The sequence below is a fragment of the Pantoea sp. Lij88 genome (assembly GCF_030062155.1).
Classification (GTDB): domain Bacteria; phylum Pseudomonadota; class Gammaproteobacteria; order Enterobacterales; family Enterobacteriaceae; genus Pantoea.
This window is the reverse complement of sequence record NZ_CP118269.1, coordinates 2,482,465-2,496,234: the sequence shown is the minus strand read 5'-3', so window position 1 is coordinate 2,496,234 and position 13,770 is coordinate 2,482,465. Positions and strand designations below refer to the sequence as shown.

Annotated in this window: 13 protein-coding genes; 11 read left to right on the top strand and 2 right to left on the bottom strand. The window is 53.0% G+C overall.

The annotated features are described in order from the left end of the window. Positions 1 to 268 precede the first annotated feature (268 nt). A complete protein-coding gene (gene ptsG, locus PU624_RS15430; protein ID WP_283545692.1) occupies positions 269 to 1,705 on the top strand; it encodes a PTS glucose transporter subunit IIBC in 1,437 nt (478 codons plus the stop codon). Between the two features lie 54 nt (positions 1,706 to 1,759). Here the strand turns inward: ptsG and bglB are convergent, their stop codons facing one another. Together bglB and PU624_RS15420 are read right to left on the bottom strand one after the other, a co-directional pair. After that, the gene (bglB, locus tag PU624_RS15425) at positions 1,760 to 2,899 is read right to left on the bottom strand and encodes a beta-galactosidase BglB (RefSeq protein WP_283545691.1); all 1,140 of its coding nucleotides are present in this window, start codon (positions 2,897 to 2,899) and stop codon (positions 1,760 to 1,762) included. 3 nt (positions 2,900 to 2,902) lie between these two features. Continuing rightward, entirely contained in the window at positions 2,903 to 4,501 is a 1,599-nt protein-coding gene (locus tag PU624_RS15420; RefSeq protein ID WP_283545690.1) for an MFS transporter, read from the bottom strand. Positions 4,502 to 4,861: 360 nt separating this feature from the next. Here PU624_RS15420 and hinT point away from each other — a divergent pair, with 360 nt between their 5' ends. From hinT to PU624_RS15370, 10 genes are all read left to right on the top strand, one after another. After that, positions 4,862 to 5,212, top strand: a complete 351-nt coding sequence (hinT, locus tag PU624_RS15415; RefSeq protein ID WP_009090851.1) for a purine nucleoside phosphoramidase — start codon at positions 4,862 to 4,864, stop codon at positions 5,210 to 5,212. Positions 5,213 to 5,227: 15 nt separating this feature from the next. Then, the gene (locus PU624_RS15410) at positions 5,228 to 5,596 is read left to right on the top strand and encodes a YcfL family putative periplasmic lipoprotein (RefSeq protein WP_283545689.1); all 369 of its coding nucleotides are present in this window, start codon (positions 5,228 to 5,230) and stop codon (positions 5,594 to 5,596) included. Between the two features lie 11 nt (positions 5,597 to 5,607). Further along, positions 5,608 to 6,204, top strand: a complete 597-nt coding sequence (lpoB, locus tag PU624_RS15405) for a penicillin-binding protein activator LpoB (RefSeq protein ID WP_283545688.1) — start codon at positions 5,608 to 5,610, stop codon at positions 6,202 to 6,204. Between the two features lie 64 nt (positions 6,205 to 6,268). Further along, the gene (gene thiK / locus PU624_RS15400; protein WP_283545687.1) at positions 6,269 to 7,009 is read left to right on the top strand and encodes a thiamine kinase; all 741 of its coding nucleotides are present in this window, start codon (positions 6,269 to 6,271) and stop codon (positions 7,007 to 7,009) included. A 39-nt stretch (positions 7,010 to 7,048) separates the two neighbouring features. Next, positions 7,049 to 8,089 (top strand): beta-N-acetylhexosaminidase, encoded by a 1,041-nt coding sequence (gene nagZ, locus PU624_RS15395; RefSeq protein WP_283545686.1) that lies wholly within the window; start codon positions 7,049 to 7,051, stop codon positions 8,087 to 8,089. Positions 8,090 to 8,129: 40 nt separating this feature from the next. After that, positions 8,130 to 8,672, top strand: a complete 543-nt coding sequence (ycfP, locus tag PU624_RS15390) for an alpha/beta hydrolase YcfP (protein ID WP_283545685.1) — start codon at positions 8,130 to 8,132, stop codon at positions 8,670 to 8,672. A 212-nt stretch (positions 8,673 to 8,884) separates the two neighbouring features. Further along, positions 8,885 to 10,189 carry an NAD(P)/FAD-dependent oxidoreductase gene (locus PU624_RS15385; RefSeq protein WP_283545684.1) on the top strand — a complete coding sequence of 435 codons (1,305 nt, stop codon included), beginning with the start codon at positions 8,885 to 8,887 and terminating at the stop codon, positions 10,187 to 10,189. A 1,005-nt stretch (positions 10,190 to 11,194) separates the two neighbouring features. Then, the gene (locus tag PU624_RS15380; RefSeq protein ID WP_283545683.1) at positions 11,195 to 11,758 is read left to right on the top strand and encodes an Ail/Lom family outer membrane beta-barrel protein; all 564 of its coding nucleotides are present in this window, start codon (positions 11,195 to 11,197) and stop codon (positions 11,756 to 11,758) included. 210 nt (positions 11,759 to 11,968) lie between these two features. After that, positions 11,969 to 12,463, top strand: coding sequence for a DUF2569 domain-containing protein (locus PU624_RS15375; RefSeq protein WP_283545682.1), 495 nt, complete (start codon positions 11,969 to 11,971; stop codon positions 12,461 to 12,463). Between the two features lie 737 nt (positions 12,464 to 13,200). Then, positions 13,201 to 13,743 carry a glycine zipper 2TM domain-containing protein gene (locus tag PU624_RS15370; RefSeq protein ID WP_003849847.1) on the top strand — a complete coding sequence of 181 codons (543 nt, stop codon included), beginning with the start codon at positions 13,201 to 13,203 and terminating at the stop codon, positions 13,741 to 13,743. Positions 13,744 to 13,770 lie beyond the last annotated feature (27 nt).

The following is a 13,770-nucleotide window of genomic DNA, read 5'->3' as shown; positions in this document are numbered from 1 at the left end:
GTAATTAATCTGTAACCTGCTTATATGACCCTGTTTTTTCAGACAGGGTCAGCTTTTTATCGCCGATTACCTGAACGGATCAGTCAGAAATTTCGCAAAGTGCGCACTTGTGATTGTCGAAACGTGATAGCCGTCAAAGTAACAAAACGGGATTTATTTTACCCTTCGTAATAAATCAAAAGGCGGTCACCGCCAGCCCGGCAAAGAATCCTCCCTCTTTGCCACGCGCACTGCGCAAATATGCACTCATACTCAGGAGCTTCACGCTATGTTCAAAAATGCTTTTGCCAACCTTCAAAAGGTCGGTAAATCGCTGATGCTGCCGGTATCGGTTCTGCCGATCGCCGGGATTTTGTTAGGGGTCGGTTCAGCCAACTTCAGCTGGTTACCTGCAGTGGTTTCGCATGTGATGGCAGAAGCGGGTGGTTCGGTGTTCGCCAACATGCCGCTGATTTTCGCTATCGGTGTGGCACTGGGCTTCACCAATAACGATGGCGTTTCGGCGCTGGCAGCGGTTGTTGCGTATGGCATCATGGTGAAAACCATGGCGGTCGTTGCCCCGCTGGTGCTGCATCTGCCTGCGGCGGAGATCGAGGCTAAACACCTCGCCGACACCGGGGTACTGGGCGGCATCATCGCCGGTTCCATTGCCGCTTACATGTTCAATCGCTTCTACCGCATCAAGCTGCCAGAATATCTGGGCTTCTTCGCCGGTAAACGCTTTGTGCCGATTATCTCTGGCCTGGCGGCGATTGTGCTGGGTGTGCTGCTCTCGTTTATCTGGCCACCGGTTGGTGCCGCGATTCAGGAGTTCTCACAGTGGGCTGCCTATCAGAACCCGGTCGTGGCCTTTGGTATCTATGGCGTCGTTGAGCGCGCACTGGTGCCGTTTGGTCTGCATCACATCTGGAACGTTCCTTTCCAGATGCAAATTGGTGAATACACCAATGCGGCAGGTCAGGTGTTCCACGGCGATATCCCGCGCTACATGGCAGGTGACCCGACCGCAGGTAAACTTTCTGGCGGCTTCCTGTTCAAAATGTACGGTCTGCCAGCGGCAGCGATTGCTATCTGGCATTCAGCGAAACCTGAAAACCGTGCCAAAGTCGGCGGCATCATGATCTCTGCTGCGCTGACCTCGTTCCTGACCGGTATCACCGAACCGATTGAATTCTCATTCATGTTCGTCGCGCCGATCCTGTATGTGATCCATGCGCTGCTGGCCGGTCTGGCATTCCCAATCTGTATCCTGCTCGGCATGCGTGATGGCACCAGCTTCTCACACGGTCTGATCGACTTTATCGTGCTGAGCGGTAACAGCAGCAAAATCTGGCTGTTCCCGATTATCGGTATCATCTACGGCCTGATTTACTACACCGTGTTCCGCGTTCTGATCGCGAAGCTGGATCTGAAAACGCCTGGCCGTGAAGAGAGCAGCAGCAGCGAGCAATCTACTGCGACCGGTACTGAGATGGCGGGCAAACTGGTGGCCGCGTTTGGTGGTAAAGAGAACATCACTAACCTCGACGCCTGTATCACCCGTTTACGTGTCAGCGTCGCCGATGTGGCGAAAGTGGATCAGTCTGAACTGAAAAACCTCGGCGCCCGTGGCGTAGTGGTTGCCGGTTCCGGTGTACAGGCAATTTTCGGAACCAAATCCGATAACCTGAAAACCGATATGGATGATTACATCCGCAGCATGTAATGATGTACTGAGATGAAAAAGCCCCGCTAAGCGGGGCTTTTTTTTGGCCGGGATTCAGAGGTAAATGCGCAGATACTCGGTCAGGCAGAGCAGGGCCATCGCCTGTCCGTAAGGCATGGAGGTCAGGGGAACCGTCCGGTAGTAATCCAGATTGCTGCCCATCGCGGTACCAAAGGAGACCTGCTTCAGCTCGCCATCCTCATCGATATTGGCCATTACGCCGCGCAGCGCCTTTTCTGCCACCTCACGATACTCAGCGGGCAGGTAACGCTTGCGCACCCCTTTCAGAATGCCATAGGCAAACCCGGCGGTGGCGGAGGCTTCCGGGTAGCTGTGTGGATCATCGAGCAGGGTATGCCACAATCCGCTACTGTGCTGACAGGCCTTCAGTGCCCTGACCTGACTCTCCAGCACCTGCTGCAGGAAGCGGCGGGTCGCGTGATGTTCTGGCCAGTTCATCATCTCCAGGAAGTCGGGAATGACAATCGTCACCCAGCTGTTGCCGCGCGCCCAGCGCGCGTCGGCAAAGTTATGGCGGCCATCAAAGTTCCAGCCGTGGAACCATAAACCGGTTTTGCGATCCATCAGATACTGGGTGTGCAGCAGGAACTGGTAGCTTGCTTCCTCAACCCACTCATCGCGTTTCAGCAACTGGCCAATCTTAGCCAGCGCCATCACGCTCATCATCAGGGTGTCGTCCCAGAGCTGCTGCGTGTTTTCGTTGTTATAGACAATGTGCTGCAGGCCGCCCTGTTCGGTGCGCGGCATCTCATACATCATCCACTCGGCCCAGCGCTCAAGTACCGGCCGAAGAGCCGCGTTACCGGTCTCTTCGTAGCGCCAGGCCAGCGTCAGAAAGGGACAGGCGGTGTTCACATTTTTGGTCGGCGTGCCTTCCGCCAGACGCTGAGTGAACCAGTCATCAATGATCGCCAGCGTCTGCTGATCGCCGGTCTGCTGATAGTAGTGCAGCATGCCATACAGACCGATGCCGTGTGTCCATTCCCAGCCCGCCCAGCCTTTGGTATCAATCACCCGGCCATCGTCCAGCCGCAACAGAAATTCGCCTGTTTCATCGGTGATGTTAACCAGATTTTGTGTCAGCTTCTGAATCAGCTGTACCAGTTCGCTGCGCGGCAGCAGATGCTCAGGCTGGCACAATAATTTGCTGTGTTTAACGGGAAATACAGTCATGGGTTATTCCTGTCGTTTTAAGGTCGGGTTTAAAGAAGGGGTCAGAGCGGAATGTGCGGCGAGTTTTGCTGGTGCGGGCTTGTTGCGATTGAGGAAGCCAATGTTGTTGTTCCCCCACAGGTTCTCGTAAGGCATACCAGCCAGTGTTTCAACAATGCCACGCGCTTCCGGGGTGATGCTCTCCGGCACGATGCGGCCCGCGTCGCGCATCTTCAGCGTCTCCTGGCGCAGCACGGTGTGCGTCTGCAGATTCAGCTTAAAGCGCAGTGAAACGAGAAAGCCGCAGGTCAGCACGGCCAGGGTGCCGATGCTCAGAATCACCAGGATAGTGTGGCTGACGCCGGGTACCTGAGTGGCCTGGCCAGAGACAAAGCCAGAGAGCTGCAGCACGATACCGACCAGCATGACGGCACCAGCCTGCGACGCTTTTCGCGTCAGAGTCATGATGCCGGCAAAGATTCCTTCGCGGCGCTGACCGGTGATCACCTCATCCACATCGGCGATATAGGTATAGGTGTTCCATGGCACATAATTGATGCCGCCACGTCCCAGCCCTGCGACGGCGGAGATCACCAGCAGCAGCGACATGTTGTCGTTCATTCCGGCATACCACAATCCGGCATAAGAGAGCGCCGCGAGGCCAAACAGGATGACCACCAGACGATAGGCCGGGGCCGGTCCCATACGGATGCAGAGCGGGATCATCACCATCACGGCAATAAACTGTAAGACCGCCATGGTGCCCATCAGGCTGGAGGCGACCTGCGCGCTCTGCATCAGCACAAATACCACGTACCAGGTGAAGACGGCGTTAAACACATCCTGGGCGATGTAACCGCCGAGATACATGCCAAGGTGCTGGCGGAAGATACGGATACGTAAGGTGGAGGCCAGCTCGACATAGAGCCGTTTGATATTCTGCATCAGCGTCAGCTGCTGCTTCTCCTGATCGGCACGACGTGATTCAGCCGAAAAGTCATCCGGATGACGCTCCCAGGTGAAGCACCACACCAGCGTCAGTACCAGCGCGCAAATCACCGAGAAGACCAGGCTGGCGTAGAAAAAGGAGTCCGGATTATCTTTGCCCAGCATTCCCAGCAGGATGCCGGGCAGAAACGCCGCCAGAATGGCAGAGAGCTGTGCCAGGCCAATGCGCGCACCGGAGAAGCGGGTCTTCTGTTTGAAATCGTCGGTCATTTCCGGCACCAGCGTTTCATAAGGCACCAGAATCATGGTGTAGACGATATCAAACAGCAGGTAAGTGCAGAGATACCACCAGAAACTCATGTCACTGACCCACATCAGGCTATAGCTGAATACACAGGGTATGCCGAGCAGGATAAAGAATTTGCGGCGGCCAAAGCGTTTGCCCAGCCAGGTTGAACCGAAGTTATCGGTCAGAAAGCCCATCAGCGGGCTGACCACGGCATCCAGCACGCGGGCAGCGGCGAAGATCAGCGTGGCCTGAATCGGGGTTAATCCACAGAAGGTGGTGTAAAAATAGAGCAACCAGGCGGCAGTCAGCGCCGTGGTGCCCGCTCCGAGAAAATCTCCGGAACCATAGGCCAGATAGTGGCCAAGACCAATTTTACGTGAGCGCATGTCTGATGCTCCTTGATAATGTATGGCGGTTTATCCCTGGTGATGCCGGACATCTCATCCGGACTGATTAGCAAAGTAGAGCTGACGCAGGGGCTAAACCTTCGCAATCTGGCAAGCGCTGGCGCTGAAGTGGCAATCAGATAAAGAAAAGGGTGGTGCAATTCTAATTTATAAAACAGCGTTTCATTTTTCTGTGATGACGGCTGCTTTACTGCCATTCATAACGACGTTTCGGGCAGGGGCGTGAGGGGCTGCTGCAAAGGCAGGCGAACAATGCAAGAAAAGTGGTCCTGAGGTTGAAAGAAAACAAATTTCTCCCGCATACTGATTGATTACGACTCAGGCTAAAGGAATTGCACCATGGCTGAAGAAACCATTTTTAGTAAAATTATCCGCCGCGAAATCCCCGCTGATGTGGTTTATCAGGACGAGCTGGTCACCGCCTTCCGCGACATTTCGCCCAAAGCGCCGACCCATATTTTAATCGTGCCGAATGTCCTGATCCCAACGGTCAACGAGGCGGAAGCGGCGCACGAGCACGCGCTGGGCCGCATGTTTACCACGGCGGCGAAAATCGCCCGTCAGGAAGGCATCGATCAAAATGGTTATCGTCTGATTGTGAACTGCAATCAACATGGTGGTCAGGAGGTTTATCACATTCATATGCATCTGCTGGGCGGTGAACCGCTGGGTCCGATGCTCTCTAACTGATAACGGAAACGTGCTATGCGATCCTGGCTGACTGGCCTGCCGATCCTGCTCTGCCTGACGGCCTGTAGCAGTGATAAACCAATGATCAATACCTCACAGTCACTGGTGATGGAGTCCTCTGTGCTGTCAGCAGGGATCATCACCGATGAGCCGACGCTGGATGAGAACGATGGACTGAAACGTGCCACCAGCGTGCTCTATAATCAGCGCGAAACACCGGTTGTTGTGCACTATCGTTACTACTGGTACGACGACAAAGGGCTGGAAATCACCCCGCAGGAACCGGCGCAGACCGTCACCGTTCCACCGCAGGGCAGCATTGTCGCCGCTTCGCAAATGGGTAACCTGACTGCCAGCAAGGTTCGTCTTTATCTCTATCTTTAAGGATTTTCATCGTGATACGCAGTATTAATCGTACCGGAACGCTCCTGATGGCGCTCATTCTGACCGGCTGTGTCCTGAAACAGCAACAGCAGCCTGCACCGGTTGAACCGACCCAGCCTGCAGAGCCAGCGCAGCCTGTTCCGCAACCTGAGCCCGTGCCGCAACCTCAGCCTGTGCCGCAGCCACCGAAGCTGGTCACTATCAACTGGGATGCGACCGTTCAGCCGCTGGTGGCCCAGATGTTACAGGCCGCCAGCGCCGAGCCGGGCAGCGTGTTGCTGGTAGATCGGATTAAAAACAGTACCAATGGCGCGCTGCAAAGCGACAAAGCCACAGCGGCTATCCAGAATGCGCTGGCTAATAACGGTAAATTCACCCTGGTCTCTGCCGATCAACTGGCGCAGGCAAAGCAGACGCTGGGATTATCGCCGGATGACAGCCTGAACTCGCGCAGCAAAGCGATCGGCCTGGCGCGCAACGTTAACGCGCAGTATGTGCTCTACAGCAACGCGCGCGGCGATGTTAAAGCACCGACCCTGCAGATGCAGCTGATGCTGGTTCAGACCGGCGAGATCATCTGGTCCGGCAACGGCATTGCACAGAATTAATCCGGCTTTCCAGCGGTTAATTCAGCAGATCACCGGCGAACCAGAACCAGAAAGGGCATCCATAATGCCGCTGGCGGGTCTGACCGGACACAGCCAGAAGATTGTCAGCCCGCGCGGCACTTTTATCGCGCGGGCGGCACCGCAACCGGCCATTCCGTTTGTGGATCGGCAGCGCGAATTCCGTCTGTTACAGAAGCTGCGAACCAGCGGTCTGGCTCCGCAGCCCGTGGCGGGCCATCGTCAGGGGATCATTCTGACCTGGTGCGCGGGCGATACGCTGGATGAACAACGCTTCAGCCAGCAGCGTCCGCAGATCGTGGCGCTGCTGCAACAGCTGCATCAACAGCCGCTGACCGGCTATCGTCTGCCGATGTTATCCCTGTTATGGCACTACTGGCAGCTGACGCCACAGCGGCATTACCGCTGGCTACGGGCGCTCAGGCGGCTGACGCAACAGGGTGAACCCCGGCCCCTCAGGCTGGCCCCGCTGCACATGGATCTGCATGCCGGAAATGTTATACAGGGTCCTGAAGGACTGCGTCTGATCGACTGGGAATATGCCGCCGATGGCGACGTGGCGCTTGAGCTGGCGGCCGTCTGTGCCAGCGATCCGCAGCATCAGGCCGGCTGGCTGGCAGACTATGCCGCAGCGATGCAGCTGCCGCTTCCCGTGCTGGTGCAGCAGGTCAGACGCTGGCAACCCTGGCTGCGGTTACTGATGGCCAGCTGGTATCAGCTCCGTGCCGGACAGGGCGACGACGAAACATTACACCAGCTGGCGCGACAGAGCTGGGAACAGATTTAATCGCGTTATGCAGCAGCGTAACGCTACAGGATTAAGGTTATGAGATCACATTTACCCGGCCCTCTGATGCTTGACGTCGAAGGCTATGAACTGGATGGCGAAGAGCGCGATATCCTTAAGCACCCGCTGGTCGGCGGCTTAATTCTGTTTGCCCGGAATTATCACGATCCGGCGCAGCTGGCCGAACTGGTGCGGCAAATCCGCGCCGCCTCTCATTCCCGGCTGGTGGTGGCGGTGGATCAGGAAGGCGGACGCGTTCAGCGTTTCCGTGACGGCTTCACCCAACTGCCCGCGATGCAATCCTTCGCCGCGCTTCACGATGCAGAAACCGCAGGTGAGATGGCGCAGCAGGCAGGCTGGCAGATGGCGGCCGAGATGATCGCGATGGATATCGATATCAGCTTCGCGCCGGTACTCGACATTGGTCATATCAGCGCCGCGATTGGTGACCGTTCTTTCCACGCCGATCCGGCCATTGCCCTTGCCGTCGCCCGCCGCTTTATTGCGGGGATGCACGAGGCGGGCATGAAGACCACCGGCAAACATTTCCCGGGACATGGTGCGGTGAGCGCCGATTCGCATAAAGAGACGCCACGCGATCCGCGCGACGAAAAAACGCTGCGTGAGCATGACATGGCGATCTTCAGCAAGCTGATTACTGAGCAGGCGCTGGATGCCATCATGCCTGCCCACGTCATCTACACCGACGTGGATCCGCTGCCCGCCAGTGGTTCGCCCTACTGGCTGAAAACTGTGTTGCGCGAGCAGCTGGGCTTTGACGGCGTGATTTTCTCTGACGATCTCTCAATGGAGGGCGCCGCCGTGATGGGAAGCTATCCGGAGCGGGCGCAGCAGTCCCTTTCTGCCGGTTGTGACATGATTCTGGTCTGCAATCAGCGTCAGGGAGCCATCAGTGTGCTGGATAACCTGATCCCGGTCGGGTCAGAGCGCGTGACGCAGTTGTATCATCAGGGCAGGTTTACCCGCGATGAGCTGCAGGCTACGCATCGCTGGAAAACCAATGCCCAGCAACTGAGTGCGCTTCAGGAACGCTGGCTGGCTCATAAGGCGACGTGGTAAGCAGTAACTGCCCGGCGCTATCTCAACCCTGAGGATTATCATGATCATCTATCTGCACGGTTTTGATTCCAACAGTCCGGGCAATCACGAAAAGGTGCTGCAACTGCAATTTATCGATCCTGACGTCAGGTTGATCAGTTACAGCACCCGCCATCCGAAACATGACATGCAGTTTCTGCTGAAAGAGACTGATAAAATGCTGACGCTGTCCGACGACGACCGTCCGCTGATTTGCGGCGTCGGGCTGGGTGGCTTCTGGTCAGAGCGCATCGGGTTTTTGTGCGGCATACGCCAGGCAATCTTCAATCCCAACCTCTTTCCACAGGAGAATATGGAAGGGAAGATCGACCGGCCCGAGGAGTATCAGGACATCGCCACCAAATGCGTCAGCGATTTTCGCGAGCGCAATCGTGACCGCTGTCTGACCTTTCTTTCCCGTCATGATGAGGCGCTGGACAGCCAGCGCATCGCCGACCAGCTGCATCCGTTTTATGAAATCGTCTGGGATGAGACAGAAGGGCACAAATTCAAAAACATATCCCCACATCTTCAGCGGATAAAAGCTTTTAAAACATTAGGTTAAACCCGTCAGGCACCGTAAGGTGCCTGTTTTCGTTACGTAATTATCTGAGTTTTATTTCCGCGCTTTGATGTATATCAATATTCTTATGTTCTCCTCTTCCCGCCATGCTATTCTGCCCGCAGATTGCGATTTTAACTTCGCCAACCCTATGTTTCTTAAGGTTTAATTTAACCTTTGGTTAACTTTTGGTTCACAATTTGAGGGGGTCTTAGTTGACTACATCTGTTAAGAGAATTGTTATTGTCGGAGGGGGAGCCGGCGGCCTGGAAATGGCAACGCAGCTGGGCCATAAACTGGGTCGTAAAAAGAAGGCCGAGATTATCCTGGTTGATCGTAACCACAGCCATTTGTGGAAGCCGCTGCTGCACGAAGTTGCCACTGGTTCAATGGACGAAGGCATTGATGCGCTGAGCTATCTGGCTCATGCCCGCAATCACGGTTTCGAGTTCCAGCTCGGTTCGCTGACCGATATCGATCGCAGCCGCAAAGTGATCTGTCTGGCTGAAGTGCTGAATGCGCAGGGCGAAGTGCTGGTACCACAGCGTGAAGTAGCCTATGACCAGCTGGTCATGGCGCTGGGCAGTACCTCAAACGATTTCGGTACGCCGGGTGTTAAAGATAACTGCATCTTCCTGGATAACCCGCATCAGGCGCGCCGTTTCCACAACGAAATGCTCAACCTGTTCCTGAAATTCTCGGCGAGCGAAGGCAAGGTCGAGAAAGTTAATATCGCTATCGTGGGCGGCGGTGCAACGGGCGTTGAGCTGTCAGCGGAGCTGCATAACGCGGTGAAACAGCTGCACAGTTACGGTTTCAAAGGCCTGGGACGCGAAGCGCTCAATGTGACGCTGGTGGAAGCGGGTGAACGTATTCTGCCTGCACTGCCACCGCGCATCTCTGCCGCAGCGCATCAGGAGCTGACCAAACTGGGCGTGCGCGTTCTGACGCAGACCATGGTCACCAGCGCTGAGTCTAAGGGCCTGAATACTAAAGGCGGTGAGTTTATCGAAGCCGATCTGATGGTCTGGGCGGCAGGGATTAAAGCCCCCGATTTCCTGAAAGAGATTGGCGGACTGGAAACTAATCGCATTAATCAGCTGGTGGTGAAAGAGACGTTGCAGACCACACTGGACGATGACATTTACGCGATTGGCGACTGTGCCTCCTGCGCCCTGCCGGGCGGCGGTTTTGTTCCGCCTCGCGCGCAATCGGCGCACCAGATGGCCTCACGCGCGATGGATAACATCCTGGCGCAGCGTCACGGTAAACCGCTGAAAGCCTATGTCTATAAAGACCATGGCTCGCTGGTCTCGCTTTCGCGCTTCAGTACCGTCGGCAGCCTGATGGGCAACCTGATGCGCGGCTCGATGATGGTGGAAGGGCGTATTGCACGCTTTGTCTATATCTCACTCTATCGTATGCACCAGGTCGCACTGCATGGCTACTTTAAAACCGGTCTGATGATGCTGGTGGGCAGCATTAACCGGGTCATTCGCCCTCGACTTAAGCTGCACTAAGCAACCGCGTTAAAGCTAAGCCTCCTCGATTCTGAGGGGGCTTTTTTTATGCCCTCAACAGCCATTTTACGCCGATGCTGGGAGAGGAGCGGTTTGTAATGACGAGGGCATAGTCGCAATCAATAACGGCTATCCTGATCAATTCAATATGGATGTGAAAGGCGCCTCGTGCATTGCAGCATAAGTTTTAGTTGGATATTTACACCCCTCATCAAAAAGTAACGCTCAACCCGGCCGGGTAACAGGAGATACGTGAGTTCAATTATCTCCTGGTCCTGTCGCCATCTGGAATATTCCGTTGTGGGTGGAGTTTCATGCTGTCAATTTGCGACAGAAAGCCGTCTTCTGTCGTATTGATTACGCCCATATCTCCAGCAGAACCGGTAATAAAGCCTGCCGCGTGATGCAGTTCTGATGTGACTTCCATAGATCGCAAACGGGAGAACGATGTGATGATTGCTTCCACGGCTATAGCGAATAAAATCGTTCCGACACCGGAACGTGGGGCTTCAGCAATATCGGGGGATATGCAGGTAAGTTGATAATCTGTGTTAATAGACTGTATAAAACGGTGTGGTTTTCTGGATGTATTAGCAATGATATTTTCAGTGATTTTGCTTTTTTTGTGGCGATGCGGTATTGATACCTCTGATTATTTTTGGTCTAATAATGCCCTGAAAATGGATTAATAAATAAAGTACATCAGTTATTCAGGTGGTGAAATTCCTGACTTAACTCAAATTAAATGGACGAAATGCTATTTTCTAATAGTGTAATTCAAACTCCACATTTCCACAGGCTAGCCTGTTTTAACGATATCCGGGTATAAACAGATGCACTTCGGCCGATCTGAGCATAAGGCACGGAGCGCTACAGGAAATTCCTGGCCGGTACAGGCGGATAGATAAAGCGATAACCACTCCGTCGGGTATGGGTGATTCAGGGAACGAAGTCCTGCGATAAGCGCAGGGAAATAATGTTAAATTATGAAAAGGAATTAATCAGATGACCTCTAAATTAACGATGCTGGCATTACTGTGTGGCGGTTTGCTCGCGGGCAGCAATGCGCTGGCTGATAATCACACGGTCTCTATCGGCTATGCTCAAAGCAAAGTTGAAGACTTCAAAAACATTCGCGGTGTCAATGTTCAGTATCGCTATGAATGGGATTCTCCTCTCAGTGTTATTGGTTCATTCAGTTATATGAAAGGCGATGAAAGCTTTTCTGAGCGCGAAGATTTTTATGGCGATGTCAGTGGATATGACGGAAAAACCAAGCTGAAATATTACTCACTGATGGCAGGTCCGGCCTATCGCATCAATGACTATGTCAGCTTCTATGGATTGATTGGTGTTGCCCATACCAAAGTGGATGAGAACGTGACGTATCTCGGCGCCTGGTCCGAAGAGTACAGCGAAAATAAAACCTCTCTTGCCTACGGTGCAGGTGTCGTCGTTAATCCGATCAGCAATCTCTCTGTGAGCGTGGGCTATGAAGGTACGCGCGTGAAATATAACCAGGATGTTGCCATCAATGGTTTCAACATCGGCATCGGCTACCGTTTCTGATTAAACGCTAAAATTCACAACCCTGATCATCTGGTCAGGGTTGTTTTTTTGCACTCTGGAAAGAACCGTGTTTTATAAAGGTCAAATAAGGCAGTTCTTAGATATATTGAAAAAATAGTACCCGATGCTGTCTGACCAGAGACGTCGGCTTTCTGAATTAACCGGTTTTAATCTTATTAAAAAAATAATTACACCTGCAGGGAGGCGAATATGTTATGCATTAAGTGTCAGGAAGCGGAAGAGAACAAAGAGTCAGGGTTTTGTGATAATTGTGAAAAAAAAGAAGAGGGCAGGATTAATGGCGTGTTATATCTGCCAGCCTTAGGTTTAATTGTTGGTTTTTTTACGGTGCTGTATAATGGTTTTAGTATTGTCTCGTTGATTGCCGACACCTACCAGAAACAAGGTATGATTAATAGTTTTAGTATTATACTGTTAGCGTTATCTGTTATTAATCTTCCGGTAACAGTGCTGGCGTGCTGGTTCTTCTTTAAGAAGAAAGTGAAAGCAAGATATATGATGATATCGTACTATTTATATGGTCTTATCTTTGCGACTTTTTGCACGCTTTATCCTGCTTTGGTTTTACACGTAACCCTTACACAGCCTGCTATCAGTATGCTGGCCCGGGCCTCAATCAGTTGTCTGATATGGATACCGTATTTTATTTTTTCCAGCAGAATTAATAAAGTCTTTGTGCATTGATTCTGCGAGCCTTTTCGTTTCATTGTTGTGCCACAACATTACAGACAGGTATGCCAGCCTCGTCTGAAAACAAGAGGCTTTCATCAATGAATTTACTCTGCTGCCAGGAAAATGATTCTTGTCATTCACTACTGGACAGAGGCTGAGTACTATCCGAACGCTCAAAAATCTGCCACTGCTGAATTTTCCTCAGGCTAACCATGACTAGAATATTGTGGTCAGAGGGTCCGACTATTCAGGCGATAGCGTTTCCGTCAAAGACCTCACCGCTGATAGCACCATTGTGAGCTCGGGTGAGGTTATGGAATGTCCGTCCGGGAGCATTTTGATGGGTTTCCTTTTTCTTCATTCCTGAAGTCTGAGTGCTTCAGAAATGAAGGTTCCCGATAACGGGACATAAAAGAGGATATCTTAGGGTGACGATGAAAAGGCCGTTATCATTACAGGCAGTAAGCTTCTGTATAACGCCATAAAAACGATATCTTATTGATTCGATTAATTTAATTATCAGAGCAAAAGCATTATTAACAACTCCCTTCACCTCAGAACTCTCCTAAAAACTGGCCCTGATAGCAAAGTAACCAATTTCCTCCATTTGTCTGATGTTGCATTTTCGGTCCATCTGTAAAACTTCATCTCAACAAACACGGCGCGTCGCGCACGCCGGTTATACCTCAGTTAACGAGGATGCTTTAACAGCAGGATTGCGCGGTAACACTTTTCAGGAGGAACTTCCTGTGAATAAATCAATGTTAGCGGGTATCGGTATTGGTGTGGCAGCAGCGCTGGGTGTTGCAGCCGTAGCAGGCATGAATGTGTTTGATCGCGGTCCTCAATACGCTCAGGTACTCTCTGCAACACCAATCAAAGAGAGCATCAAACAGCCACGTCAGGAGTGCCGTAATGTCACGCTGACTCACCGTCGGGCCGTACAGGATGAAAACCGTCTTGCTGGCTCTGTATTAGGTGCAGTGGCAGGTGGCGTGCTGGGTCACCAGTTTGGTGGCGGTCGCGGCAGGGATGTGGCGACAGTAGCAGGTGCGGTCGCGGGGGGTTATGCCGGTAATCAGGTCCAGGGCGGACTGCAGGATCGGGATACTTACACCACAACCGAACAGCGCTGCAAAACAGTGTATGACAAACAAGAGAAAAAACTGGGATATGACGTGACCTATAAAATAGGCGATCAGCAGGGTAAAATCCGTATGGAAAATGACCCCGGCACACGTATTCCACTGGACCGCAATGGTCAGCTCGTTCTCAACGGCGACCAGGCGTAATTGGGCAAAGCTTTGCCGCACTCGCGG

What these genes read in the sequence shown, in the direction of transcription:
- nagZ (WP_283545686.1), top strand. Translation starts at nt 7,049, where the DNA reads ATGAGATCACATTTACCCGGCCCTCTGATGCTTGACGTCGAAGGCTAT.
- ycfP (WP_283545685.1), top strand. Translation starts at nt 8,130, where the DNA reads ATGATCATCTATCTGCACGGTTTTGATTCCAACAGTCCGGGCAATCAC.
- ptsG (WP_283545692.1), top strand. Translation starts at nt 269, where the DNA reads ATGTTCAAAAATGCTTTTGCCAACCTTCAAAAGGTCGGTAAATCGCTG.
- thiK (WP_283545687.1), top strand. Translation starts at nt 6,269, where the DNA reads ATGCCGCTGGCGGGTCTGACCGGACACAGCCAGAAGATTGTCAGCCCG.
- bglB (WP_283545691.1), bottom strand. Translation starts at nt 2,899, where the DNA reads ATGACTGTATTTCCCGTTAAACACAGCAAATTATTGTGCCAGCCTGAG.
- PU624_RS15410 (WP_283545689.1), top strand. Translation starts at nt 5,228, where the DNA reads ATGCGATCCTGGCTGACTGGCCTGCCGATCCTGCTCTGCCTGACGGCC.
- PU624_RS15375 (WP_283545682.1), top strand. Translation starts at nt 11,969, where the DNA reads ATGTTATGCATTAAGTGTCAGGAAGCGGAAGAGAACAAAGAGTCAGGG.
- PU624_RS15420 (WP_283545690.1), bottom strand. Translation starts at nt 4,501, where the DNA reads ATGCGCTCACGTAAAATTGGTCTTGGCCACTATCTGGCCTATGGTTCC.
- PU624_RS15380 (WP_283545683.1), top strand. Translation starts at nt 11,195, where the DNA reads ATGACCTCTAAATTAACGATGCTGGCATTACTGTGTGGCGGTTTGCTC.
- hinT (WP_009090851.1), top strand. Translation starts at nt 4,862, where the DNA reads ATGGCTGAAGAAACCATTTTTAGTAAAATTATCCGCCGCGAAATCCCC.